Origin of the sequence: Qipengyuania sp., from assembly GCF_965277845.1 — a bacterium.
Taxonomy (GTDB): Bacteria; Pseudomonadota; Alphaproteobacteria; order Sphingomonadales; family Sphingomonadaceae; genus Qipengyuania.
The window spans coordinates 2,120,568-2,144,419 of record NZ_OZ255844.1 but is presented as its reverse complement, the minus strand read 5'-3'; the positions used below and the strand labels follow the sequence as shown (position 1 = coordinate 2,144,419).

Genomic DNA, 23,852 nt, shown 5'->3' with positions numbered 1-23,852 from the left:
AATTCAACCTTCCGAGCGTGAAAAGGCGTTCTTGGTCTTCAAACTGGGCTTTTCCGCCCAAGGTTCCTCGGGCCAGCGATGTTTCGGATAGCGCCCCTTCATGTCCTTGCGCACATCCGCCCAGCTTCCGCGCCAGAAACCCGCCAAGTCTCGGGTCGACTGGATCGGGCGCCCGGCAGGGCTCGTCAGCTTGAGCAGAAGCGGCGTCTCACCGACCATCGGGTGCCGTTCCAGTCCGAACAGCGCCTGCACGCGCACCTCGACGCTGGGGGCATCGTCGCCTGTATAGTCGATCCGGTGGGTCGTACCGGCCGGCGACGTAAACTCGCGCGGGGCCAGCCGGTCGAGGCGCTGCCGGCTGTCCCAGTCGAGCTGGCCCAGCAGAGCATCGACAAGCTTCCCCCTGGGGACATCGAGATCGCGCCTGCCCTGCAACATGGGAGCGAGCCAAATCTCCGCGGTCTCGGCCAATCCCGTGCTCGTCAGCTGCTCGATCCCGGCGAAGCTCACGCGGGCGAGCAGCTCTGCCGGAAGCGGTTTTGCCGGGTTCTGCAGAGCCTTTTCCACAAGCATATCCACAATCGCCTGTGGGTCGGGCTTGGGGTCGGGACCGCGCGCCAATGTGATCGCCCCAAGCCGCCGCTCGAGCAGGGCCTCGACCCGCTCGCCGGTCCACCGCAGCACCTGCCTGCGCTCGAGCCGTTCGGGCAACCATCGCTCGATATCGCTCTCTTCGAGCGCGATGGCCGAGGTGATCCGCGCGCCCCTGGCCTGCCCCTGCGCGTCCCCGACGACGAGGAACTCCGATCGCGCCAGTGGCGATGCAGGATCGAGCACGAAGCCACGCCCTCCCGCGGCGACCCAATGCTCCCCTGCCTTGTCGCGCCGCTTGGCGATAAACTCCGGTCGTCCGGCAGCAAGCAGAATGCCCGGTGGGGGGAGCGTGGTCGAAGCCTCTTCATCGGCAAGAGCCCGGGCCCGTTTCACCCAGCGCCCCGCAAGCTTGCGGCTGGCTTCGGCCCTGGCCCCGCGATCGCCATTCCAGCGCGACTGGCGCGCCTCGAGATCCTCGCCGCGCCCGCCAAGTCCGCGTTCCTGCAAGAGCAAGGCAAGCCGCGCGGCCTCTTTGGCTGCGCCATGCTCGGCACCGAAAAGCACCGTCGCAGCTCCCTGTGGGTCGAGCGGAAGTTTCGCCAGCTTGCCGCCCCGCTCGGTAATCCGGCCTTCCGCATCGAGCGCATCCAACGCCTTGAGGGTCTGCCGCGCCGCGCTGATCGATGCCGGCGGAGGCGGCTCGAGCCACGCCAGCTCCCTTGGATCGGTGCTTCCCCATTGCGCGAGCGCCAGCACCAGCGGCGCGAGATCCGAGGTGAGCATTTCGGGTGGATCGTAAGGCGGACGTCCGCCGTGCCCCGCCTCCTCCCACAGACGATAGGCGACACCCGGCCCTTGCCGTGCCGCGCGGCCTGCGCGCTGCGCCGCTGCCGCCTGACTTGCGCGATGTGTAACGAGATGCGTCGTTCCTGCGGCGCGGTCGAACTCGGCCCGACGCGAGAGTCCTGCATCCACCACGACCGAAACCCCGTCGAGCGTCAGCGAGGTTTCGGCAATGGCGGTCGCCAGCAGGATCCTGCGGCGCCCCTCGCGATCGCGTTGGATCGCAGCGCGCTGTCCTGCCGGATCGACCTGCCCGTGAAGCGGCAGCACGATTGCCGCAGGCAGGCGCGCCTCCAATCGCTCACGCGTCCGCTCGATCTCGCGCACGCCGGGCAGAAAGGCCAGTATATCGCCAGCCTCTTCGCGCCAGGCAGTCGCGATGGCCTGCGCCATCGCATCCTCCACCGGAATCTGCGGAGACGACCCAAGCCATTCCACCCGCAGCGGATGCGCCCGTCCTTCGCTTTCGATGACCTGAGTGCCGTTGCCGAGCAATTCGGCGAAGCGCGCGCCGTCGATCGTGGCCGACATGACCAGCACGCGCAGGTCCTCGCGCAGCACGGCGCGGCTCTCCAGCGCAAGCGCAAGACCGAGGTCGCTGTCGAGATGTCGTTCATGCGCCTCGTCGAACAGCACCGCCGAGACCCCTGTGAGCTCCGGATCGGCCAGGATCGTGTTCACGAAGATCGCCTCGGTCATTACCAGAACTCGCGTTTTTGCCGAGCGCTTGCTGTCGAGGCGGGTGAGGTAGCCGATCGTCTCGCCCGGCTTCTCGCCCAGCATTTGCGCCATCCGTTCGGCAGCCGCCCGCGCAGCAACCCTTCGCGGCGAGGTGAGGATGATGGTGCCCGTACACCAGTCTTCATCCAGCAATGCGGGCGCCACGGCAGTCGTCTTGCCCGCCCCGGGCGGCGCGACAAGCACTGCCCCGGTCTGCTGGCGCAGCACGCCGAGCAGCTCGGGCAATACGGTGGCGATAGGGAGGTCGCTAATCACTCAGTCGCCCTACCCGTTCGTGGCGAGGATAGTCGAGACACATCGCTGCGATACCTCGACTGCGCGCTACGCGCTCCGCTCGATACGAACGGGGGAGTGTCTAGTATCCCCGCGCGACCGCAAACAGCGCAGCCTGGGTCATTGCCTGGCGTGCCTTGCAGTCGGGGAAGATCGACAGCGCATCGATCGCGCGCTGCGCGAAATGGCGAGCACGGGCCTTGGTATCGGCCACGGCGTCGTGGCTCTCGATCAAGGCGGTGGCGTGATCGAGGTCCTCGTCCCCGGTCCGGAAACCGCCGATGGCGGACTTCCAGAAATCGCGTTCTTCCTGATCGCCGCGGGCATAGGCGAGGATCACCGGCAGGGTCATCTTGCCTTCGCGGAAATCGTCGCCGCGATCCTTGCCCATGGCGGCCGCATTGGAGTCGTAATCGAGCGCATCGTCGACCAGCTGGAAGGCGACGCCGAGATTGCGGCCATATTCGTCGAGCGCCTGCTCCTGCTCGTCGCTGCATTCCGCAACAACGGCGGAGATGCGGCTTGCAGCGGCGAACAGCGCCGCAGTCTTCGCCTGAATGATGTGGAGGTAACGCTCCTCGCTGGTGTCGATCTTGCGCTGCGCGGTCAGCTGGTCGACCTCGCCCTCGGCGATGATCGCGCTGGCGCCCGACAAGATCTTGAGCACCTTGAGACTGCCGTCCTCGGTCATCAGCTCGAACGAACGGCTGAAGAGGAAGTCGCCAACCAGCACGGTCGCCGGATTGCCGTAGATGATGTTGGCCGCCGCCTTGCCGCGTCGCAGATCGCTCCCATCGACGACATCGTCATGCAGCAGCGTGGCGGTGTGGATGAACTCGACCGCGGCAGCGAGCTTGTGATGGCGCGTTCCGCTATAACCGACCAGTTCGGCCCCGGCGAGCGTCAGCATGGGACGCAGCCGCTTGCCGCCGCCCGAAATCAGGTGGCCGGCGAGCGCGGGGATGAGCGGCACTTCGCTCTGCATCCGGTCCAGGATGACCTGGTTGACCTGGTTCATGCCATTGGCGGTCAGCGCCAGCATGGGTTCGATCGAGCCCTCGGGCTCCGCACGCTTCAAGGGGATTACGTCGGCAGACATTTCGCCTTGGCCATGGTCTGCCCAAGCTTTCTTGGCAAGACGGGATTTCTTGTTAGCCTGATCGCATGAATGACGCACCCCAGAACGATCCCGTCCTCGCCGGCTTCCGCAAGAGCATCGACAATATCGATGCAGCCCTGATCCACATACTGGCCGAGCGTTTCCGGATCACCCAGGCGGTGGGCGAATACAAGGCCAAGGTCACGCTACCCCCGGCCGACCCGGCGCGCGAGCAGCAACAGATCGCACGGCTGCGCAGGCTGGCGGAAGAGAGCGAGCTCGATCCGGAATTCAGCGAAAAATTCCTGCGCTTCATCATCGACGAAGTCATTCGCCACCACGAGCAGGCCAGACGGTAGCCGAGATTAGGGCCCTGGCGGCTCCGGCGGACCGAGAAATGGCCATTCCGAAGGCGATGACGGCGTTCTCGCCTGACGGCCCGCGGCACGGTCAAATTCCATCGCGACTGTGCCGTCTTGGTCCCGGCCATTCTTTTCCTTCATCGCCAGGACAAAGTGCCGTCGAGCACTGGGGCGGGAGTCCTACGGGGCCCGTGGCAGGCGGAGCTTGACCAACAGGCCTCCCAGATCCTCGCTGGCGTCTAGAGCCACCGATCCGCCGTAGATCTCCGCCACGTCGCGGACGATCGACAGGCCGAGGCCGGTTCCCGGCTTGCCCGTGTCCAGCCGCGCGCCGCGATCGAAAATCCGCGCGCGTTCGCCCTCGGGAATGCCCACACCATCGTCCTCGATCCAGATTTCGCATTCCCTCGCGTCGCGGTCCGCATCGATCGTCACGAAAACGCTGCCTCCGCCATATTTGGCGGCGTTTTCGATGAGGTTGCCCAGGATTTCGTCGAGATCCTGGCGTTCGACGCAAACGGCCGCAGCGCGATTGCCGTCGAGGTCGAAGCGCGTCTCCTCATAGATCCGGGTCACTGCGCGCAGCACGCTTTCCGCGCTGGGCCAGACTTCCGCGCGCGCATGACCGCTGGCACGCCTGCCAACGGCGCGAGCCCGGGCGAGATGATGTTCGACATGGCGCTGCATGGTCTTGGTCTCGCGGAAGACCAGCTCGGCCAGTTTGGGATCGTGCGCGGTTGCCGCATTGGTGAGCACCGTCAGCGGCGTCTTGAGCGCGTGGGCGAGATTGCCCGCATGCATGCGCGCCTCTTCGGCCTGCTGTTCGCTATGTGCAAGCAATGCGTTGATCTCTTCGACCAATGGCTCGACTTCGAGCGGCAGAGGCTCGGTAATCCGGTTGGTCCCTTCGCTTCGCATTGCCTGAATGGCGTTGCGCACGCGGCGCAGCGGGGAAAGGCCATACCAGCTTTGCAGCACGGCCAGTGTCATCAGGCCGATACCCAGTGCGGCGAAACTCCACACGAGGATCGAACGAATACGGCTTATCTGGAAATCCAATTCATCGCGCGCCGAAGCTACGGTGAAGGTCCACCGCGTATCGCTGTCGGGCAGAATGACCGTACGCTCGACCATTCGCAATGGCTCGCCACGGAACTGGTCGGAATCGTAAAAATGGGGCTCGTTGTCGATGTGATCGCCCTCGACCTCGAGGCTGCGATCCCACAGGCTCCGGCTCGGGAAGGGATCATGTCCCTCGCCGCTGATCTGCCAGTAGACCCCGCTGTTGGGCTCGAGAAACCGCTGGTCGCCCAAAGAGCGGTAGAGCCGCACTTCACCGTCCATGTCGATCTCGGCCGAGGCAATCAACGCCGTTTGGACATATTCGAGCTGCTCGTCGAAATTGTCCTGCACCAGTCGTACCAGCGTGCGATCGAGCGCGAAGCCGCCACCCAGGAGCAGCACGCCGATCCACACCGCGGCAATCGCTATCATGCGCCGCGCGAGACTGCGCTTCGCGGGCGGTGTGGCGATGGTTACCGGGTCATCGGCGGACGCAGCGGCGGCCCGGTCGTCACCGACCGCCGCCGCCACGCCGGGCTCCTCTTCAGGCGCGCGGCTGGTCGGCGGGGTCGTCGAGGCTGTACCCAAGTCCACGGATCGTCGTGATCACTTCCGCACCCAGCTTCTTGCGGATACGGGTAACGAAGACCTCGATCGTATTGGAATCGCGGTCGAAATCCTGATCGTAGATATGTTCGATCAGTTCGGTGCGGCTGACCACCTTGCCCTTGTGGTGCATGAGGTAGCTCAACAGCTTGTATTCCTGCGCGGTCAGCTTGACCGGTTCGCCCTTCAGCGTGACGCGGCCCGAACGCGTGTCGAGACGCACATCGCCCGCGGTCAGTTCGCTGGAGGTGTTACCCGAGGCGCGACGGATCAGCGCGCGCAGGCGGGCTATCAGTTCTTCGGTCTGGAAGGGTTTGGCGAGATAATCGTCCGCGCCTGCGTCGAGGCCTGCCACCTTGTCCGACCAACTGTCGCGTGCGGTCAGCACCAGTACGGGGAACTTGCGCCCTTCCTTGCGCCACATGCCGAGCACGGTCAGCCCGTCGATCTCGGGCAGGCCGAGGTCGAGAATGACCGCGTCGTAATCCTCGGTGCTTCCGAGGAAATGGCCGTCCTCGCCATCGGTGGACAGGTCCACCGCATAGCCATTCTGCTCGAGCGTCGATTTGAGTTGCTGGCCCAGCGTGGGCTCGTCCTCGACGATCAGGATCCTCATGAATGTCCGTCCTTGAATGATTTGTGTCGCGTTTCGTTCATGTAGATGAACGCGTCAACCTGAACGGAGTTTCGCTGCGGCAAATCAGCGGCTGCGGCGCAGCACCTTGCCGGTGCGCGCATCGACATCGACATACATCACGCGGCCGTTCTTGATGAACTTGAGGCGGTAGGCCATCGCGGTCGAGTCATAAGCCGGACCGAGATACTCCGCGCCGCGCATGGTCGGCAGGATACGCGCCTCGATATCGCGCAACTGCATGATATTACCCGCACTCATCTCGCGCCGCGCCTCGCCCTGTTCGGAGCGGGGCTGCGCAAAGGCGGGGCCGGCCATGATCGGGCCGGCGACCAGCCCGAAGGCGAGAAGGGAGGCGAATAGGCGTTTCATGATGCGACCCTGCCTAGGCGAAGCGCATTGAACAAGGTGTGAATGTTCGCAAGCCTCACCATTCAGGCTAGCGCGTCATCTCATATTTGACAGTAATGGTAACGCCCGTACCTACTTCACCCGGCTCGATCGGTGTCGCAGCATCGCCGGACGGCGCGCTGGCAGTGCGCACCATCGCTTCGGGACGCGGACCGAAGCGCTGGAAACTTTCCGAGACTTCGAGCAGGCGAACCTCCGTGTAGCCGGCCATCCGGGCGTAATCCTCGGCCATCGTCCTGCCGCTTTCGAAAGCATTGGCCCGCGCCTCGGCCTTGGCGGCGACATCGTCCTCGAGCATGAAGTTCGGGCCGTAGATATTGTTCGCACCCGCAGCGACCAACGCGTCGAGGACTTCGCCCGTACGTTCGAGGTCGCGCAGTTTCACATTCACCTGATTATTGACGGTATAGCCGGTAAAGGTCTGCTCACCGGTTTCGCGATTGTAATTGAAACTTGGATTGAGGTTGAAGTTCGACGTCTGGATATCGCGGCGATCGATACCCAGCGTGCGCAGCCGTGCAACGACTCGATCCATAGCTTCGGCATTCATCCGGACCGCCGCCTCGGCCGTGGCGGCGCGGGACATCACCCCTGCACCTATCTGCGCAACATCGGGGGCGCGGCGAACGATCTCGCTTACGGTCAATTCGACCACCGGCCCGGGCGACTGGATCTGGATTTCGGCTGCCTGCGCGCTCGACGCCATGGCGGCAGCGGCAAGGGTGGGAATTGCGAAACGGATCATCGGTTTGCTCCTTGTCGATTGCGCAGACTGTCCGTCTTGCAGCGTTACGGCTTGCTGAACACATCCGTTCCCACTTTCCTCCGCCTACGCTTAGCGCTAGCCCACCGGGCCGAATGAGGGGAAGATAATGAAAAGCTGGAAAATCGCGCTGGCCGCGCTGGCCGCCATGGGAGCGCAGCCGCTCGCCGCACAGATGCAGGCGGTACCCGACCGCACCATCGACGAGGGAGAAGGACCCTTCGGCACGCTGCTGATCCGCGGCGCAACGGTGATCGAAGGCACCGGTGCCCCACCCGCCGGCCCCATCGACATCATGGTCGAAGGAAACCGCATCGCCGCGCTCTATCCCGGCGGCGCTCCGGCGGAGCAGGCGCAATCCGCGCAGCGCGTGATCGAGGCACAGGGCATGTATGTGCTGCCCGGCTTCGTCGATACGCACGGCCACAATGGCGATCCCGGCAAGGCGGCTCAGCCTTCCTACGGCTACAAGCTGTGGCTTGCGCATGGCGTGACGACGGTGCGCGGCGTCAGCTTCTATTTCGGCTCCGGCACACCCGACATTTCCGATGCCGAGCGCAGCGCGGCCAACACAATCACCGCGCCGCGCCTGATCCCCTATGCGGTGTTCGGCGACAAATGGTCGCGCGGTGCGCCCGATACACCGGCCAAGGCGCGCGAATGGGTGCGCTGGGCAAAGGCGCAGGGATTCTGGGGGATCAAGTTCTTCAACTCGGCCACGCCGCAGGTGCTCGCCGCAGCCCTCGACGAGGCGGAATTGCAGCAGATGGGCACCGTCGCGCATCTCGCGCAGACCGGCGTCGCCGAAGTCAATGCGCGCACGGCAGTCGAAAGCGGGCTCGACGGGGTCACCCATTTCTACGGTCATTTCGAAAGCCTGCTGAAAGACAGCGCGCTTCCCTATTACCCCGAAGACTACAACTATTTCGACGAGCAATCGCGCTTTGGCTGGGTCGCGCGCCTGGCCCCGCAGGCGGTCGAGCCAGGCAGCGAAAAGTGGGAGGACTATGTCGATCTTCTCGTCGCCAGCGACGTGACGCTCAGCCCCACCTTCAACATCTATTCGGCCAGCCGCGATGTGATGGCCGCGCGCAGCCGTGACTGGCATGCCGCCTACACGCTGCCATCGCTGATGGACTTCTATGCCCCCAGCGCAACCAATCACGGCAGTTACTACAAGGACTGGTCGAGCGAGGACGAGGTCGCCTGGCGAAACTTCTACGCCAAATGGTTCGACCTCACGAAAGATTTCCATGACCGCGGCGGTCGCGTCACGGCAGGTTCGGATCCCGGTTACATCTACCAGACCTGGGGCTTTGCCTACATCGGCGAACTCGAAATGCTGCGCGAGGCGGGCCTTTCGCCGCTCGCGGTGATCCGCGCCGCCACGATAGACGGCGCGCGAGAAATCTACGAACCGCGAGGGGTGGAACCGCCGATGGGGCGGATCGCCGTAGGCCAGCTCGCCGACCTGGTGATCGTGCCCGAAAACCCGCTCGCAAACTTGAAGGTACTCTACGGCACCGGGCATACGCGGCTCAATTACGAAACCGGGGCAATCGAGCAGGTCGGTGGCGTGCGCTGGACCATCAAGGATGGCATTGTTTACGATGCACCCGCCCTGCTTGCCGACGTCGCGCGAATGGTCGAGGAGCAGCGCGCGGGACGCTAGGCGCTTGCAGCCGGGCCCGCGCGCGCCTACCTCGCGCGGCCTATGGCACAGCCCCCGATCCTCAGCCTCGAAGGCATGGCCCTGCAGCAGGGCGGCAAATGGCTGTTCGGCGGGCCCGATCACGACCCGCTTGACCTCCATATCGGCCCGCGCGACCGCATCGCGCTGATCGGTCGCAACGGCGTGGGCAAGACCACGCTGTTCCGTATGATCGACGGACAGATCGAAACCGATGCGGGCACGCGCAAGACGAAGCCCGCGATGCGGATCGTGCTGCTCGAACAGGACCCCGACCTCTCCGGCCATGCCACGCTGATGAACTGGGCACTGGCGGGCGAACACGCGCCGCAGGAACATGAGGTAGAGGCCATCGCGGGCCAGCTTGGTATCGACATGAGCCGCGAGACCAAGGGCGCGAGCGGCGGCGAGAAGCGCCGCGCCGCTATCGCGCGCGCACTGGCGCAAGACCCCGACCTGCTGCTGATGGACGAGCCGACCAACCATCTGGACCTTAGCGCCATCGACTGGCTCGAAGGGTGGCTCGAGCGCTATCGCGGCGCCTTCCTCGTCATCAGCCACGACCGGACCTTCCTCAAGCGTCTGACCCGCACCACGCTGTGGCTCGATCGCGGGAACCTGCGCCGCAAGGAAGTCGGCTTCGGCGGCTACGAGGCCTGGGAAGAGCAGGTTTATGCCGAGGAAGCGCGCGCGGCGGAAAAGCTCGACGCAAAGCTCAAGATCGAGGCGCACTGGCTCGAGCGCGGCGTGACCGCGCGGCGCAAGCGCAATCAGGGCCGGCTCGAGAAGCTGTGGCAGATGCGCGCCCAGCGGGCCTCCATGATCTCCGCCGGCGGCACCGCCAAACTCAAGCTCGCGACCGAAGAGGATTTCAAGTCGAAGTCGGTCATCGTCGCCGAGAACATCACCAAGAGCTACGGTGATCGCACGATCATCAAGCCATTTTCCCTACGCATCCAGCGCGGCGACCGGATCGGTATCGTCGGCGCGAACGGTGCGGGCAAGACCACGCTGCTCAAGATGCTCACCGGCGAACTGGCGCCCGACAGCGGCACGGTTGAGATCGCCAAGACGCTGACCGGCGTGATGATCGACCAGCAGCGCCAGTTGCTCACCGCCGACAAGACCGTGCGCCAGGTGCTGGCCGAGGGCGGCGACTGGCTCGACGTGCGCGGCAATCGCAAGCACGTGCAGGCTTATCTCAAGGACTTCCTCTTCGATCCCAAGATCGTCGACATGAAGGTCGCGGTGCTGTCGGGCGGAGAACGCTCGCGCCTGCTGCTGGCGCGCGAATTCGCCAAGGCTTCGAACCTGCTGGTGCTCGACGAACCGACCAACGATCTCGATCTCGAGACGCTCGACCTGCTGCAGGAAGTCATCGCCGATTACGAAGGCACGGTTCTGATCGTCAGCCACGACCGCGACTTCCTCGACCGCACCGTCACCCTGACGCTCGGGCTCGACGGCACGGGCAAGGTCGATGTGGTCGCCGGCGGCTATGAAGACTGGGAGCGCAAGCGGCGCCAGCCTGTCGCGGGGAAAGCCAAGGCGGCCAAGCAGACCGGCAAGCCCGCGCCGCCTCCGGCCCCCGCTCCCAAGTCGAGCAAGCTCTCCTACAAGGATCAGCGCGATTACGAGTTGCTCCCGGCACGAATCGAGGAGCTCGAGGCGGCGATTACCAAGGGCGAGGCTATCCTTGCCGACCCCGATCTCTACACCTCCGACCCGCAGCGTTTTGCTAATATCTCCAAGGGTTTGGAGAATGCGCGCGCCGAGAAAGACGCGGCCGAAGAGCGCTGGCTGGAGCTTGCCGAGCAAGTCGAGGCATGAGCCTCCAGGCCGAAATCGCGGCCTGCCGGATCTGTGCCGAACACCTGCCGCATGGCGTGCGCCCCGTTGCCAGTTTCTCGCCCACCGCGCGGCTGCTCATCATCGGCCAGGCTCCCGGATCGAAGGTCCACGAAAGCGGCATCCCCTGGGACGATGCCAGCGGTGATCGCCTACGCGACTGGACCGGGCTGACCAAGGAGCAGATGTACGATCACGCGCAGGTCGCCCTCGTGCCGATGGGGTTCTGCTATCCGGGCAAGGCCAGCGGCGGGGACAAGCCCCCTCGTCCCGAATGCGCGCCGCAATGGCATGGCCGCGTACTCGACCTGCTTCCCGATGACCGGCTGACCCTGCTCGTCGGCACCTATGCGCAGGCGCACTATCTGCCCGCGGCGCGCAAGCTTTCCATGACCGACCGTGTGCGCGCCTTCCGCGACTACCTGCCGCGCTTTCTGCCCCTGCCACACCCCGCCTGGCGTTCGACCATCTGGATGCGCAAGAACCCGTGGTTCGAGGCCGAGGTCCTGCCCGAGCTCCGGCGACGCGTTTCCGACACCCTCGATTAGTCGGCTCCGACTCGCACCATGTGTGATACCCTCCCTTGCGGACGGGCAGCGAGAGGAGTGCAGCATGGCAATCGAGCAGATGGCGAAGGATTTCACCCAGGCCGTGGCGGAAGAGCGGGCCGACGATTACCAGGCCTATTGGGCCGACGATATCGTCAGCCTCGAGCCCAATGACGGACCGATGTCGCGCGTCGAGGGACGCGAGCAATTGCTGCAGAAACACGCCTGGTGGAACGAGAACGCCGAAGTTCATTCGAGCACCACCGACGGCCCCTATGTCTTCGGCGACCAGTTCGCGGTGAATTACGAGATGGACGTGACCATCGACGGCGAACGCAGCCAGATGAAGGAAGTCGGCCTCTATACCGTGAAGGACGGCAAGATTGCCGAGGAACGCTTCATGTACGGGCAGCAATAGACCGCAGCTCGAATAGAGGATTCGCCGAAAGCGTTTCCACAGACATGGACCGCATGGACCACTGTCCTGGCGCAAAAATCGGCCTCACCCGAGCCGGTAGAAACCGGCCACCCGGTCGAGCGCCAGTTTGAGCACCAGCTTGCCGCTGCGAGCGGGCCACTCCAGCGCCTTTTCGGCCGCAGGCACCCCCTCCCCGGCGCAGGCCACGCGCCACAGGATGTCGGAAAGCCCCGGCCCCGCTTCGGCCATGGCGGCATCGAAGCGCTCCTTCGCCGCGATCTGACGTTCCGAAGGCGTCAGGCCGGTCGCGCGCGATCCTCCGTCTACGCGCACCGGATCCCAGCGCATGGTCACCGATGGCGCAAGCTGCGCGCGTTCGTAATCGGCGCGCAGCCGCTCGCCCGCATCGAACTGGCGATCGGTCAGATGGCCGCGCGCATGCAGCCAGGTGAGCGGGCTTTCGGCGAGATTGACGGTGACGCTGCGACGTTTGGTAACGGCGTCGCTTCTGCGGCGCGGGCCTTCTTCGGTCAGTTCGCGTTCGACGAGCTTGCGGCGCATAGACTTCTCCTCGGTGGGTGAAGAATTCCCTTGCGCCGGAGCGGTTCATGTAGGAAAGACATAAAACCAAATCGGTTATCGGTGGGGAGGGACCGAGTGATCAATCGCGTCCGCGACATCCGCAAGCAGAAGGGCTGGACGCTTGCCGACCTCGCCGAAGCTTGCGAACCGCCGACCACTCCACAAACCGTCGGTCGGCTCGAAACCGGCATGCGCAATCTCTCGCTCAAATGGATGGAACGGATCGCCGCCGCGCTCGAGGTCGATCCCGAAATGCTGGTACGCAGCGAGAAAGCGGGCCATCCGCAGCTTGTCGCCACTCTGGCCAAGGACGGGCCGGAAGCCCTGCCCGCGACACGCGATGCGCTGCTTGCCACCGACCTCGGCGGCGATGGCGCGCTGATGGTGCTCGATATCGACTACCCCCATGGCGAATACCGCCCCGGCGACCAGCTCTGGCTGCGCCAGCTCGATCCCGCCGAGGCGGGGCGTGCGGTCAATCGCGATGTTCTGGTTCCCAAAAAGGGCGGCCGGTTCGCCTTCGGGCGCCTGATCGACCGACGGGGCTCGCTTGTCGGCATCCTGCCCCCCGGCCATGGAGAGAAACAGCAGGTGGTCGACAATCCGGCCTGGATCGCCGTCGCCGAAATGCTGGTGCGGCGCCTGTGAACGTACGGAAAAGCCGCCGCGTCCTGTCGCTTTCGACACTGTTCCCCAATTCGGTCCATCCGCGCTTCGGTATCTTCGTGGCGAAATCGCTCGAAGCGCTGCAGCGCGATACGCATTGGGATGCGACCGTCATCAATCCCATCGGGCTGCCGCCAGTCGCCTTGGGGCGGTACAAGCCGCTCGCGGCGGCTGCGCGGGAAGGCCACGAATTCGGCATGGATGTCCACCGTCCCGTCTTCCGACTGCTCCCCAAGGTCGGCGGTCGCCTCAATCCGAAACTGATTGCGAAGTCGGTCCTTCCCCTCGCTCGCGGACTGCACGCCGAACGGCCCTTCGACCTCGTCGATTCGCAGTTCTTCTATCCCGACGGGCCGGCCGCGATGATGATCGCCCGCGATCTGGGCCTGCCCTTCTCGGTCAAGGCGCGCGGCGCGGACATCCATCACTGGGGTGCGCGCGGGTACGGGCGCGAGGCATTGCTGGAAACGGCTCGCGAAGCGGCAGGTGTGCTGGCTGTATCCGAAGCGCTGGCCGACGACATGGCAATGCTCGGAATGGTGCGCGATGCCATCACCGTTCATTACACCGGTCTCGATCGCGACCTGTTCCGCCCGCTCGACCACGTCGGATTGCGCGCACGACTGGCGAGCACTTTCTCGATTCCGCTGGATTCCGACGACACGCTGCTCGTCACCGTCGGTGCGCTGATCGAGCGCAAGGGCCAGGCGCTGGTCATCAAGGCGCTCGCCGACCTGCCCAAGGGCCGGCTGCTACTCGTCGGCACTGGTGAGGACGAAGCCAGCCTGCGCGCGTTGGCCAGGGAAGTCGGCGTCGCCGACCGCGTGCATTTCCTCGGCAGTCTCGCGCCGTCGATGCTGCCGCCGATCCTCACCGCGGCGGATGCCATGGTGCTGCCTTCTGCCAGCGAGGGGCTGGCCAATGCCTGGATCGAGGCGCTCGCCTGCGGCACGCCGATCGTCATCACCGATGCGGGCGGCGCGCGCGAAGTCGTCACCTCGCCCGAAGCCGGAGTGATCGTGGCGCGCAATTGCCGCGCGATCCGCGAAGGGATCGAACTGGTAGCCGACCGTAGCCGCTCACCCGAAATGGTGGCGGCGACGGTCGAAAACTTCAGCTGGGCAGCGAATGGCCGCGCATTGGCGGACCATTACGACAGCCTTGTATCCTGATCGGTTCAGACTAGCCCGCGCGCCTTCTTTTCCTGCTGGTCGGCGACCGTTTCGGTCGGCACGAAGCTGTCGCTGGTGACGCCCAGCCATACGAGGATCGGAGCGGCCGAGTAGACCGAGCTGTAGGTGCCCACGAACAGGCCCAGCGTAATGGCAGCTACCATGCCGAAAAGACTGGCCGGGCCGTAGAGCAGCAGCGGGAGCAGCGCCACGAACAGCGTCAGCGAGGTCATCACAGTACGGGCCAGCGTCTCGTTGACCGACAGGTCGAGCAGCGCGGGAAGCTCCATCTTGCGATACTTCTTCAGGTTCTCGCGGATACGGTCGTAGATGACGATCGTGTCGTTGAGCGAATAACCGATAATCGCCAGGATCGCCGCGATGATCTGAAGGCTGAATTCGAGCTGGAGCAGCGCGAACATGCCGAGCGTCAGGCTCACGTCGTGGAACAATGCGAACAGCGCGCCCACGCCGAACTGCCATTCGAAGCGAATCCAGATGTAGAGCGCGATCGCAGCCATGGCCGCGAGCAATGCATAAAGCGCGGTCTGGCGGAATTCGCCAGAGACCTTGCCCGAAACGTTGTCGTTACCATCGAGACGGAAATCGTCATACTCCGCCTGCAGCGTGCTTACGATGGCGTTCGCCGCCTCCTGCGCGGCCTCCTTGTCGGCCGACACCTCATCGGGCAGCCGGACACGGATCGAGACCTGGTTGTCCTCACCGAAACGCTGGACCACCGGGCTGCCATAGCCGAGCGCTTCCACGTCGTTGCGCAGCTCGGCTATCGGCGCCTGGGTGCTTTCGGTAAAGGTCGCCCGCACTTCGAGACCGCCGGCGAAGTCGACGCCGTAATTGAGGCCCTTGGTGGCAACCAGCGCCCAGCTTGCCGCGATCAGCAGGATGCTGACGGCGAAGAAGGGCACGCGCCATTTAAGGAATCTGATGTTGGTGTCGTCGGGGACGAGCTTGAGCAGTTTCATATCGTCGCCCTCCTTATAGCACGATGTCTTTGGGCTTAGCCTTGCGCAGATAGCCGGCGACCCACATGCGGGTCAGCGTAAGCGCGGTGAAGACGCTGGTGAACAGGCCGATGATCAGCACCACCGCGAAGCCACGCACCGGACCCGATCCAAACAGGAACAGCAGCACGCCCGCGATGAAGTTGGTGATGTTGGCATCGTAGATCGCGCGGCTGGCTTCGTTATAACCGTTTTCGACGGCTGCGATCACCCGTCGCCCACGTTTGCGTTCCTCGCGGATACGTTCGTTGATCAGCACGTTGGCATCGACCGCGGCACCGATGGTCAGTACGAAACCGGCGATGCCCGGCAGCGTCAGCGTAGTGTTGAGCGCTGCCATGATGCCGAGCAGCATGGCTATGTTGATCCCCAACGCGGCGGTCGCATAGACGCCGAAGCGGCCATAGGTCGCAATCATCAGGATCACCACCATCACCGAACCCACTGCCATGGCGAGCATGCCGCGGCGGATCGAGTCGGCGCCAAGATCGGGGCCGACCGTGCGCTCCTCGATCACCGCCAGGTCGACCGGAAGCGCGCCCGAGCGCAGCGAGATCGCCAGCTGATTGGCGGTTTCGACCGAGAAGCCGCCCGAAATTTGCGCCGATCCGCCGCGGATCGGCTCGTTGATATTGGGCGCCGACAGAACCTGGCCGTCGAGAATGATCGCGAAGGGCTTGCCGACATTGTCGGTGGTCAGCTTGGCAAAGCGGCGACCGCCGTCACTGTCGAACTGAATGTTGACGACCGGTTCGTTGGTCTGCGGATCGAAGCTCTGCTGTGCACCGGTCAGATTGTCGCCGCGGATACCGCCCAGGCGGCGCACGGCGAGCGAGCTTCCCGCGAAATCCGACGTTTCGGCATAGGGAAAGATTTCCGATCCGGGAGGCGCGAGGCCCTGCTGGACATCGGATGGCAAGGCATTCTGGTCGACCAGCTTGAATTCGAGCTTGGCTGTCTGGCCGAGCAGCGCCTTGAGCTGATCCGGATCCTGCAGGCCGGGAACCTGAACCACGATGCGCGTATCGCCCTGACGGATGATCGTCGGTTCACGCGTGCCGAGTTCGTCGATCCGCTTGCGCACCACTTCGGTGGCGCTTTCCATCGCATCGCTGACCGCCTGGTCGAGCCCATCGGAGGTGGGTGTGAGGATCATCCGGCTGCCGTCCTCGACGGCGAGGTCCCACTCGCGCACAAGGCCGGTGCCGTTGATCGAAGGCAGCAGCAATTCGCGCGCGCGATCGACTTCGCTCGGGTCGTCGAGCATGAAGCTCAGCCGCCCGTCGCGCGTCGATACGTCGCCGATGCGGATGCGCGGTTCGGCGCGGCGCATGATGTTGCGCACGTTCTCTTCCATATTCTCGAGCCGCTGCGATTCGACCTGCGCGGCATCCGCCTCCAGCAGGATGTGGCTACCGCCGGCTAGGTCGAGGCCGAGATTGACCATCGGTTGCGGCAGCACGTCGGGCCAGCGCACGCTGGTCGCCGACAGCAGCGATGGCAGCGCGGCACCCACGCACAAGGCGGTGATCAGCCACAGCCAAATCTTACGCCAGGTAGGGAAATCGAGCATGGAAGGATGCGCCCTCAGTCTTTGTCGTTCGCGGCCGGCTTGCTGCGCGAGGACAGCACTTCGCCGATCGTATTACGCACCGCCTTGACCGTCATCCCTTTGGCGAGCTCGACATGGACGAACTGCTCTTCGACCTTGGTAATCTTGCCGACGAGGCCGCCAGCGGTGACAACTTCGTCACCCTTGTTCAGCCCGGCCACGCGTTCGCGGTGCTGCTTCTGCTGGCGCATCTGCGGACGCAGGATGAGGAACCACAGGATCAGGAGCATGCCCAGGGGCAGAACCCAACCCGTCCATGCGGGCGGTTCGGCTGCGGCACTACCGGCGGCGGCAAGAAGGTCGATCATCGAAGGAATACCTGTCGGAAATTTGCGTTGTGTCGGACCCGCAATTGGGAGGTGCCGGGCGCCTGTTCAAGCGGCCCGTGCGCTCCCTCCTGCGAAAGTGCCGGGCGGTTAGCAGCATTGCGGGGCCGGGGCAACGAAATGCCTGCGAACTGTGCTTGCCATGCACAAAGACGCGCCCTATAGGGCCGCCTCCACTGGTTTCGGGATGTAGCGCAGCCTGGTAGCGCACCATACTGGGGGTGTGGGGGTCGCTGGTTCGAATCCAGTCATCCCGACCAGTGGACTTCCATTAAAACCGACATTTCCTGCCGCCAGGCACGCTCTTGGGGACTTGCCCGATGGCGATTGCGGCATGGCGCAAGCGGCCGTCCAGCGACCCGCACCTGCTGCCAGCGCGCGGCTGGGCAAGCTTGGGCCAAAACGCTTGCCGTCGGCAAAATGCTCGTCCAGATATGCCAAGCATATGGCGCGCTTCCCCTTTTCCGCGATCGTTGCTCAGGACGAGATGAAGCAGGCGCTGTTGGTCAGTGCCGTCGATCCGGCCATCGGCGGGGTCATGGTGTTCGGCGATCGCGGCACCGGGAAATCGACCGCGGCCCGAGCGCTTGCCGGGTTGTTGCCCCCGATTTCGGCGATCAAGGACTGTCCCTACGGCTGTTCCAAGGACGACCAGGCGCGCTATCCCGAGGTGTGCGGCAGCGGCCCGCTCCGGAAACGCGCTGTTCCCTTCGTCGACCTGCCGCTGGGCGCGACCGAGGACCGGGTGCTGGGCGCGCTCGATCTCGAACGTGCGCTGCGCAGCGGCGAGAAGGCGTTCGAACCCGGTCTGCTCGCCAAGGCGCATCGCGGCTTCCTCTATATCGACGAGATCAACCTGCTCGAGGATCATCTGGTCGACCTGCTGCTCGATGTCGCGGCCTCGGGCGAGAACGTCGTCGAGCGCGAGGGACTTTCGGTTCGCCACCCGGCGCGTTTCGTGCTGATCGGCAGCGGCAATCCGGAGGAAGGCGAATTGCGCCCGCAATTGCTCGACCGCTTCGGCTTGTCGGTCGAGGTGCGCACGCCGGCCGATGTGGCCGACCGGGTCGAGATCATGCGCCGCTGCGCCGCGCAGGAGCGCGATCCGCAAGGCTTCGCCGATGAATGGGCCGAGGAAGACGCGAAAATCCTGCGCAAGGTGGCTCGCGGCCGGAAGAAGATCGCGACGATGAAAGTGTCCGAGGCGGTGCTGGCCGATTGCGCCGAACTGTGCATCGCGGTCGGCGCCGACGGGCTGCGCGGAGAACTGACGCTGATGCGCGGGGCCAAGGCATTGGCCGCGCTGAACGGCGCGCGGGCGGTGCGGCGCGAACATGTCGTCGCGATCGCGCCATCGGCACTGCGCCATCGCCTGCGCCGCGACGTGCTCGACGAGACCGGCTCGACCGCGCGGATCGAACGCGCGATCGACGAATTGTTCGGATGACCGCGGCGCCGCCAGTCGATCCACTGGCGGATGCGCTGCTGGCGCTGCGACTGTTTCTCATTGCACCCGACAAGCTGGGTGGCCTGTGCCTTCGCGGCGGCGGCCCGGCGCGCGACCTGGTTATCGAGCGACTGCATGAACAGCACGGCCAGCTACGCCGCCTACCGCCGCATGTCGACGATGAGCGGCTGCTCGGCGGCGTGGACATCGCCGCGAGCCTTGCCGCTGGAAGCACGGTCCGCCAGCGCGGTATCCTCGAAAAGGCCGGCGGCACGATACTGATCGCAGCGATGGCCGAGCGCATGACCGACGCGCTCGCCGGGAGGCTGGCGCAGCAGATCGACACTGCCGAAACCGGGAACCGCTTCGGCCTCATACTCCTCGACGACGAAATTGCGGAGGACGAGGCGCCGGCCGCCTCTCTGCTCGAACGCGTCGCCTTCATCTGCGACCTGACGCGGGCTGCGGCCCTCGATGCGCCCATGCCAGATGCAAGCGCGATCCCGATCGATGCGGTCGCTCCGCTCGAAGACGACGCTCTGGAGGGACTTGCGGCGACGGCTGCCGCATTGGGCGTCGGCTCGATCCGGCCGCTGATCTTTGCTGCCGAAGCCGCGCGCGCCCATGCCGCGCTGCAGGGCCGAAAGCATCCTTCCACCGCCGACCTGCAAGCCTCCGCCCGGCTGGTTCTCGCCCCGCGTGCGACGCAATTGCCGCCGCTGGAAGACGAGGAAACGCCAGAACCCGATCGCGAGACCGGCAGCGATGGCGAGCGCGACCAGTCCGATCCCGGCGACAGGCCGCTCGAGGATGTCGTGCTCGAAGCCGCTGCCGCAGCGATCCCGCCCGACCTTCTGGCGCAGCTTTCGTCCGGGAAGTCCAAGCGGCGGGCGCAGGGCAGCGGCGGCGGGAGACGGCGCAAGTCGACAGTGCGCGGCAAGCCGCTCGGCGCGCGCCCCGGCATGCCGCGCGGCGGAGCACGGCTGGCGCTGATCGATTCCCTACGGGCGGCGGTGCCCTGGCAACCACTTCGCCGGCGCGAGGCCGGCCTTTCGGAGAGAGCCCGGCTGATCCTGCACAAGCAGGATTTGCGCGTCCGCCGGTTCGAGGAGCGCGCGGCCAAGGTCACGATCTTCTGCGTCGATGCCTCGGGCTCGGCTGCGGCCGCACGGCTGGCCGAGGCCAAGGGTGCGGTCGAGCTGATGCTGGCGCAGGCCTACACCACCCGCAGCGAAGTCGCACTGGTCGCCTTTCGCGGCACGGGCGCCGAGCTGCTCTTGCCGCCTACCCGCTCGCTCACCCGCGCCCGGCGCGCACTTGCCGAGCTTCCGGGCGGAGGCGGCACACCGCTCGCCGCAGGGCTGCAGGCGGCACGCGAAGTGGCCGAAGCGGTCGAGCTGCGCGGAAGGACGCCTTCGCTCGTCATCCTGACCGACGGACGCGCCAATATCGCGGCCGATGGCAGCGCCAGCCGCAGCCGCGCGGCCGACGATGCCGACGCGGCGGCCAAGGCTATCGCGGTGCGCGGCATCGAGGCGCTGGTGGTCGATATCTCTCCTCGCAGCACGCCCGACGCGGCGCGCCTCGCGCAGGCGATGCAGGCGCGCTTCCTTGCCCTGCCCCTGGCCGATGCGCGGAGGCTGCATGCCGCGGTCGGCGCGAGCACGCAGGCACGCGCGGCATGAGCCGGGCGCTGAACTGGGAGAGCGAGGGCAGCATCTGGCCGCACCGCGCATCGAGCCGTTTCATCGATTGCGGCACCGTTCGCTGGCATGTCCAGACGATGGGTGAAGGCCCGCCGCTTCTGCTGCTGCACGGCACCGGCGCATCCTGCCATTCCTGGCGCGATGTCATGCCCGCGCTGGCCGAGCACTATACCTGCATCGCGCCCGACCTTCCCGGTCACGCTTTCTCGCGCGCGTCCGGTCGGGCGATGACGCTGCCGAGGATGGCCAGAGAGCTATGGGCGCTGCTCGATCGCCTGGAGCTGTCGCCCGCTGCGATAGTGGGCCATTCCGCAGGCGCAGCGATTGCGCTGCAGATGCTGCGTGAGCGCGATACGGCGATCCCGGTAGTCGGATTCAACCCGGCGCTTGCACCCTTCCCCGGTATCGGGTCGCAGCTCTTCCCGCTGATGGCCAAGCTGTTGTTCGTCAATCCACTGGTTCCCCGCGTGTTTGCCGGCATCGCCAGTCTGAGCGGCGAGACCGCGCGGTTTCTGCGTCGTTCGACCAATTCGCGGATCGATGCCGCCGGTCTGCATTGTTACGAGGTGCTGCTGGGCAACGCCGGACATTGCAGAGCGGCGCTGGCGATGATGGCGAATTGGGATCTCGAACCGCTTCAGCGATATCTCGTCGACCTGCACGGGCCGGTGCTGCTCGTCCATTCGGAGCGCGACGAAGCCATCCCGCTGGCGTCGGTACGCAAGGCGGTCGAGCGCCTGCCCGATGCGCAGCTGGAGGTGCTGCCCGGGCTCGGCCACCTTGCGCATGAGGAACGTCCCGCCGAGGCGGCGGAGCATATTCGACGCTTTCTCGATGCCCGTGCTAAGGTCGCCTAACGAGGAGACAAAATGGCATGGAAGCCCTCAGCGAGAACTTCGGCTGGATCGAGATCGTCTTCACTGCGCTCGTCGCCTTCGGTTTCGGCGGCTACCAATTGTGGTCGGTCAATCGCGAGATCGAGCGCGACAAGCAGAAGAAGCGCGAGGCGGATTCATCTGTTGGTTCGGGGCATGCGATAGGGGAGCATGAACTGGACGATCGGTGAGGTGAAGCGCCGCATGTCGAGGCTTTCCTGCACCGCCACGACCTGCTCGCCGTAAAGCCGCGAAGACAGCGTCGACCGCGCGTAGAATGGCGCATCCTCCCACGTCTTGATCACGCCGGCATGGCCGCGATCGGCGCGCGTCTTGCGTTCCATCTGCCACAGCGTGTTGGGCAGCGGCGCGGTCAGCGGCAGCTCGGAGCGCTGCGGCAAGCCGTGCCGGTCGAAGCGGATCGCGCTCGCGAAGCGTGAGCCATCTCTCCGCTTGCCCTCGTAACAGACAACCGCGCCTTCCTGCATATGCGCGCGCGACCAGTGCCACACATCGAAGCCCTCCTCGAGCGACTCGGTCCCGCGATTGGAATCGAGATAGGCGCGCCCGCTCCATTTGAGACCAGGCTGGTCCATCTCCACCTCGATCCGCGCGCGCGGGGCGAGGCAGTGCCAGATATGGCGCGCCGCCGGATCGAGCGCGTAGCCGACCGGGTTGAGCGCTTCGGGATGCACGCGCACCGTGCCGCGCACGCGCCGCTGCCATGGAATCCCGACACGCTTGTCGCGTTCCTCGATGCGGATCTCCAGCGCCTCGCCGGTCCAGCGCACGCTACTCGGGCCGATGGCCAGCGTGTCGCGCTCCTGCACCACCGCATTGTGCGGGCGTTCGGTCATCGCCCAGCGGCTGCGCGGCCCGTACAGCGCGACGTTGAGCGCGCAATGGTCCAGCGGATCGCCCCGCCCGCTCGCCTTGTAATAGGGTGAAAATACGCTGCCGATGAAGGCGATGATCGTCAGGCCGTGGCGTCCGTCGTCGCTGATCGCATCGACGTACCACCAGCCATAGCCACCGGGCGCGACCGCCGCGTCGAAGCGCGGTCGGCCATCAGCGTGTGCGCCGCGATCTGCCCGGACAAGGCGGCCATCGGCACGCCCGCGCCCGGATGGGTGCTCCCCCCGGCGCAATAGAGCCCAGGGATCCGAGTCCGCGCGCCCTGGCGCAGGAAGGATGCCGCCCATCCGTGCGAGTCCCGTCCATAAAGGGCCCCACCCGTCGAGGGGAACAGAGCCTCGAAATCCGCCGGGGTCACCAGCGAGTGCGGCATCGGCGCCTCCAGTTGCAGCCCGCAGCGGCTGAGGCTGCGCGTCATGGCGTGCGTGCATCGGTCGAGTTCCTCCTGGGTGGGGTGAGTGGTGTCGCCGGTGGCGGCGGCATTGACGATGATCTGCAGGCGTTCGCGACCGCTCGGGCCGGCACCGCCATCCGCATCGCGATCCTGCGCGCAGATGTAGACGCTGGGATCGGCAATCGGTTCGCCCGTCGAGAGCGCACGAAACTCTGCTGGATAATCGGGTGAAAAGAACACGTTGTGGCGCGAGAGCGGGAAACCGCGGGTCTCGGCATGGGCGAGCCAGACATAGGCGGACAGCGAACGGCGGCGGGGTTTCGTCGCCCCGACGGCACGCTGCGCGTGTGTCCCGAACCGCCCGCTCGCCAGCGCGGCGGGGTCGGCATTGCAGACCACGGCATCCGCCGCGATCCGCTCGCCATCGGCCAGGATCACGCCGGTGACGCCCGCGCGGTCCGCTTCGATTTCGGCCACGCCCTCGCCCAGCCTGAAGCGCGCGCCCTGTCGCTGCGCGAGCCCCTTCAGCGCTTCGGCCAGAGCGCTCATCCCGCCGTCGATCAGCCACACGCCCTGCGCTTCGACATGCGCGATCAGCATCAGCGTGGCGGGCGCATCGAAAGGAGACGAGCCGCAATAGGTCGCATAGCGGCCGTACAATTGGCGCAACCGCGGATCGGCGAAGTGTTCGCCCAACACCTTCCACAGGCTCTCGTAAGGCCGGATCGCGATCAGATCGCCGACCCGCCACAATCCGATCCGCCACATCAGCGGTAGCGGCCAGTGGACCTTGGATCGCCGCAGCAGGCTGGCGTCGAGAATATCGTAGATCCGCTGCGCCTCGGCACGGAAGCTGCGATAGCCGCGCGCCGCATCGGCCCCGGCTAAATCGCCGATCGCTTCCTCGCTGCGCTGCGGATCGGCGTAAAGGTCGAGCCTCTCCTCCTCGCTCCAGGCATGCCGGGCGACGATCTCGGCGGGGCGCGTTGCAACCCAATCGTCGAGTGTGCTGCCGCAGGCATTGAAGACCTGTTCGAAAACATCGCGCAATGTGAAGACGGTCGGTCCAGCATCGATCGGCCGGCCATCGACCATCACCCGGCGCGCCTTGCCCCCGACATTCGGTTCCTTTTCGATGACGGTCACATCGCGGCCTGCGGCTGCGAGCAGCGCGGCGGACACCAGCCCGCCGATACCCGCTCCGATGATCACGATCCTGTCGCCCATTGGGTCCGACCTCCGC

The 23,852-nt window shown here is 65.6% G+C and carries 23 protein-coding genes and 1 tRNA gene; 12 read left to right on the top strand and 12 right to left on the bottom strand.

The window, feature by feature from the left end; all coding sequences use genetic code 11:
• Positions 1-3 precede the first annotated feature (3 nt).
• Both hrpB and ACQY4G_RS10535 read right to left on the bottom strand, forming a co-directional pair.
• Positions 4-2,430, bottom strand: coding sequence for an ATP-dependent helicase HrpB (hrpB, locus tag ACQY4G_RS10540; RefSeq protein WP_421993624.1), 2,427 nt, complete (start codon positions 2,428-2,430; stop codon positions 4-6).
• Between the two features lie 103 nt (positions 2,431-2,533).
• Positions 2,534-3,550: a polyprenyl synthetase family protein gene (locus ACQY4G_RS10535; protein ID WP_291170761.1), complete on the bottom strand. Its 1,017-nt coding sequence runs from the start codon at positions 3,548-3,550 to the stop codon at positions 2,534-2,536.
• Positions 3,551-3,615: 65 nt separating this feature from the next.
• On the opposite strand from ACQY4G_RS10535, the gene ACQY4G_RS10530 reads away from it, so the two are divergent.
• The gene (locus ACQY4G_RS10530) at positions 3,616-3,909 is read left to right on the top strand and encodes a chorismate mutase (RefSeq protein WP_067688031.1); all 294 of its coding nucleotides are present in this window, start codon (positions 3,616-3,618) and stop codon (positions 3,907-3,909) included.
• Positions 3,910-4,092: 183 nt separating this feature from the next.
• On the opposite strand, the gene ACQY4G_RS10525 is transcribed toward ACQY4G_RS10530, so the two are convergent.
• The 4 genes from ACQY4G_RS10525 to ACQY4G_RS10510 form a co-directional block, all read right to left on the bottom strand.
• The gene (locus tag ACQY4G_RS10525) at positions 4,093-5,562 is read right to left on the bottom strand and encodes an ATP-binding protein (RefSeq protein WP_421990791.1); all 1,470 of its coding nucleotides are present in this window, start codon (positions 5,560-5,562) and stop codon (positions 4,093-4,095) included.
• Positions 5,519-6,196, bottom strand: a complete 678-nt coding sequence (locus ACQY4G_RS10520; protein WP_115416396.1) for a response regulator transcription factor — start codon at positions 6,194-6,196, stop codon at positions 5,519-5,521. Before ACQY4G_RS10520 ends, ACQY4G_RS10525 begins: the two co-directional genes overlap by 44 nt.
• An 84-nt stretch (positions 6,197-6,280) precedes the next feature.
• Positions 6,281-6,586 carry a PepSY domain-containing protein gene (locus ACQY4G_RS10515; protein WP_421990789.1) on the bottom strand — a complete coding sequence of 102 codons (306 nt, stop codon included), beginning with the start codon at positions 6,584-6,586 and terminating at the stop codon, positions 6,281-6,283.
• A gap of 67 nt (positions 6,587-6,653) precedes the next feature.
• Positions 6,654-7,370, bottom strand: a complete 717-nt coding sequence (locus tag ACQY4G_RS10510) for an SIMPL domain-containing protein (RefSeq protein WP_291170755.1) — start codon at positions 7,368-7,370, stop codon at positions 6,654-6,656.
• Between the two features lie 127 nt (positions 7,371-7,497).
• On the opposite strand from ACQY4G_RS10510, the gene ACQY4G_RS10505 reads away from it, so the two are divergent.
• The 4 genes from ACQY4G_RS10505 (at position 7,498) to ACQY4G_RS10490 (ending at position 11,892) form a co-directional block, all read left to right on the top strand.
• Positions 7,498-9,060: an amidohydrolase family protein gene (locus ACQY4G_RS10505; protein WP_421990787.1), complete on the top strand. Its 1,563-nt coding sequence runs from the start codon at positions 7,498-7,500 to the stop codon at positions 9,058-9,060.
• Between the two features lie 42 nt (positions 9,061-9,102).
• Positions 9,103-10,908, top strand: coding sequence for an ABC-F family ATP-binding cassette domain-containing protein (locus ACQY4G_RS10500; RefSeq protein WP_421990785.1), 1,806 nt, complete (start codon positions 9,103-9,105; stop codon positions 10,906-10,908).
• A complete protein-coding gene (locus ACQY4G_RS10495) occupies positions 10,905-11,474 on the top strand; it encodes a uracil-DNA glycosylase family protein (protein WP_421990783.1) in 570 nt (189 codons plus the stop codon). Before ACQY4G_RS10500 ends, ACQY4G_RS10495 begins: the two co-directional genes overlap by 4 nt.
• Before the next feature lie 64 nt (positions 11,475-11,538).
• Positions 11,539-11,892 carry a SnoaL-like domain-containing protein gene (locus ACQY4G_RS10490; RefSeq protein ID WP_421990781.1) on the top strand — a complete coding sequence of 118 codons (354 nt, stop codon included), beginning with the start codon at positions 11,539-11,541 and terminating at the stop codon, positions 11,890-11,892.
• Positions 11,893-11,976: 84 nt separating this feature from the next.
• Here ACQY4G_RS10490 and ACQY4G_RS10485 read toward each other — a convergent pair whose 3' ends face one another.
• On the bottom strand, positions 11,977-12,453 hold the full coding sequence (locus ACQY4G_RS10485) for a DUF6456 domain-containing protein (RefSeq protein ID WP_421990779.1): 477 nt from the start codon (positions 12,451-12,453) through the stop codon (positions 11,977-11,979).
• 96 nt (positions 12,454-12,549) lie between these two features.
• Here ACQY4G_RS10485 and ACQY4G_RS10480 point away from each other — a divergent pair, with 96 nt between their 5' ends.
• Together ACQY4G_RS10480 and ACQY4G_RS10475 are read left to right on the top strand one after the other, a co-directional pair.
• A complete protein-coding gene (locus tag ACQY4G_RS10480) occupies positions 12,550-13,122 on the top strand; it encodes a helix-turn-helix transcriptional regulator (protein ID WP_421990777.1) in 573 nt (190 codons plus the stop codon).
• Entirely contained in the window at positions 13,119-14,312 is a 1,194-nt protein-coding gene (locus ACQY4G_RS10475) for a glycosyltransferase (protein ID WP_421990775.1), read from the top strand. Before ACQY4G_RS10480 ends, ACQY4G_RS10475 begins: the two co-directional genes overlap by 4 nt.
• Positions 14,313-14,317: 5 nt before the next feature.
• Here ACQY4G_RS10475 and secF read toward each other — a convergent pair whose 3' ends face one another.
• The 3 genes from secF to yajC are packed head-to-tail and all read right to left on the bottom strand — an operon-like array spanning position 14,318 to position 17,254.
• A complete protein-coding gene (gene secF, locus ACQY4G_RS10470; RefSeq protein WP_291178880.1) occupies positions 14,318-15,295 on the bottom strand; it encodes a protein translocase subunit SecF in 978 nt (325 codons plus the stop codon).
• 13 nt (positions 15,296-15,308) lie between these two features.
• A complete protein-coding gene (gene secD, locus ACQY4G_RS10465) occupies positions 15,309-16,907 on the bottom strand; it encodes a protein translocase subunit SecD (RefSeq protein ID WP_291170738.1) in 1,599 nt (532 codons plus the stop codon).
• 14 nt (positions 16,908-16,921) lie between these two features.
• Positions 16,922-17,254 (bottom strand): preprotein translocase subunit YajC, encoded by a 333-nt coding sequence (gene yajC, locus ACQY4G_RS10460; protein ID WP_291170736.1) that lies wholly within the window; start codon positions 17,252-17,254, stop codon positions 16,922-16,924.
• A gap of 201 nt (positions 17,255-17,455) precedes the next feature.
• Here yajC and ACQY4G_RS10455 point away from each other — a divergent pair.
• The 5 genes from ACQY4G_RS10455 (at position 17,456) to ACQY4G_RS10435 (ending at position 21,491) form a co-directional block, all read left to right on the top strand.
• Positions 17,456-17,532, top strand: a tRNA-Pro gene (locus ACQY4G_RS10455).
• 185 nt (positions 17,533-17,717) lie between these two features.
• Positions 17,718-18,719: a magnesium chelatase ATPase subunit I gene (gene bchI / locus ACQY4G_RS10450; RefSeq protein ID WP_421993622.1), complete on the top strand. Its 1,002-nt coding sequence runs from the start codon at positions 17,718-17,720 to the stop codon at positions 18,717-18,719.
• Positions 18,716-20,404 (top strand): magnesium chelatase subunit D, encoded by a 1,689-nt coding sequence (locus tag ACQY4G_RS10445; RefSeq protein ID WP_421990773.1) that lies wholly within the window; start codon positions 18,716-18,718, stop codon positions 20,402-20,404. The genes bchI and ACQY4G_RS10445 overlap by 4 nt, the downstream gene beginning before the upstream one ends.
• Entirely contained in the window at positions 20,401-21,282 is an 882-nt protein-coding gene (gene bchO / locus ACQY4G_RS10440; RefSeq protein WP_421990771.1) for an alpha/beta fold hydrolase BchO, read from the top strand. The genes ACQY4G_RS10445 and bchO overlap by 4 nt, the downstream gene beginning before the upstream one ends.
• A gap of 17 nt (positions 21,283-21,299) precedes the next feature.
• Positions 21,300-21,491 carry a hypothetical protein gene (locus tag ACQY4G_RS10435; protein ID WP_421990769.1) on the top strand — a complete coding sequence of 64 codons (192 nt, stop codon included), beginning with the start codon at positions 21,300-21,302 and terminating at the stop codon, positions 21,489-21,491.
• On the opposite strand, the gene ACQY4G_RS10430 is transcribed toward ACQY4G_RS10435, so the two are convergent.
• Together ACQY4G_RS10430 and crtD are read right to left on the bottom strand one after the other, a co-directional pair.
• Positions 21,438-22,211: a hydroxyneurosporene dehydrogenase gene (locus tag ACQY4G_RS10430; RefSeq protein WP_421993620.1), complete on the bottom strand. Its 774-nt coding sequence runs from the start codon at positions 22,209-22,211 to the stop codon at positions 21,438-21,440. The two genes, ACQY4G_RS10435 and ACQY4G_RS10430, sit on opposite strands and share 54 nt — an antisense overlap.
• Before the next feature lie 65 nt (positions 22,212-22,276).
• Positions 22,277-23,836, bottom strand: a complete 1,560-nt coding sequence (crtD, locus tag ACQY4G_RS10425; RefSeq protein ID WP_421990767.1) for a 1-hydroxycarotenoid 3,4-desaturase CrtD — start codon at positions 23,834-23,836, stop codon at positions 22,277-22,279.
• Between the last annotated feature and the right edge of the window lie 16 nt (positions 23,837-23,852).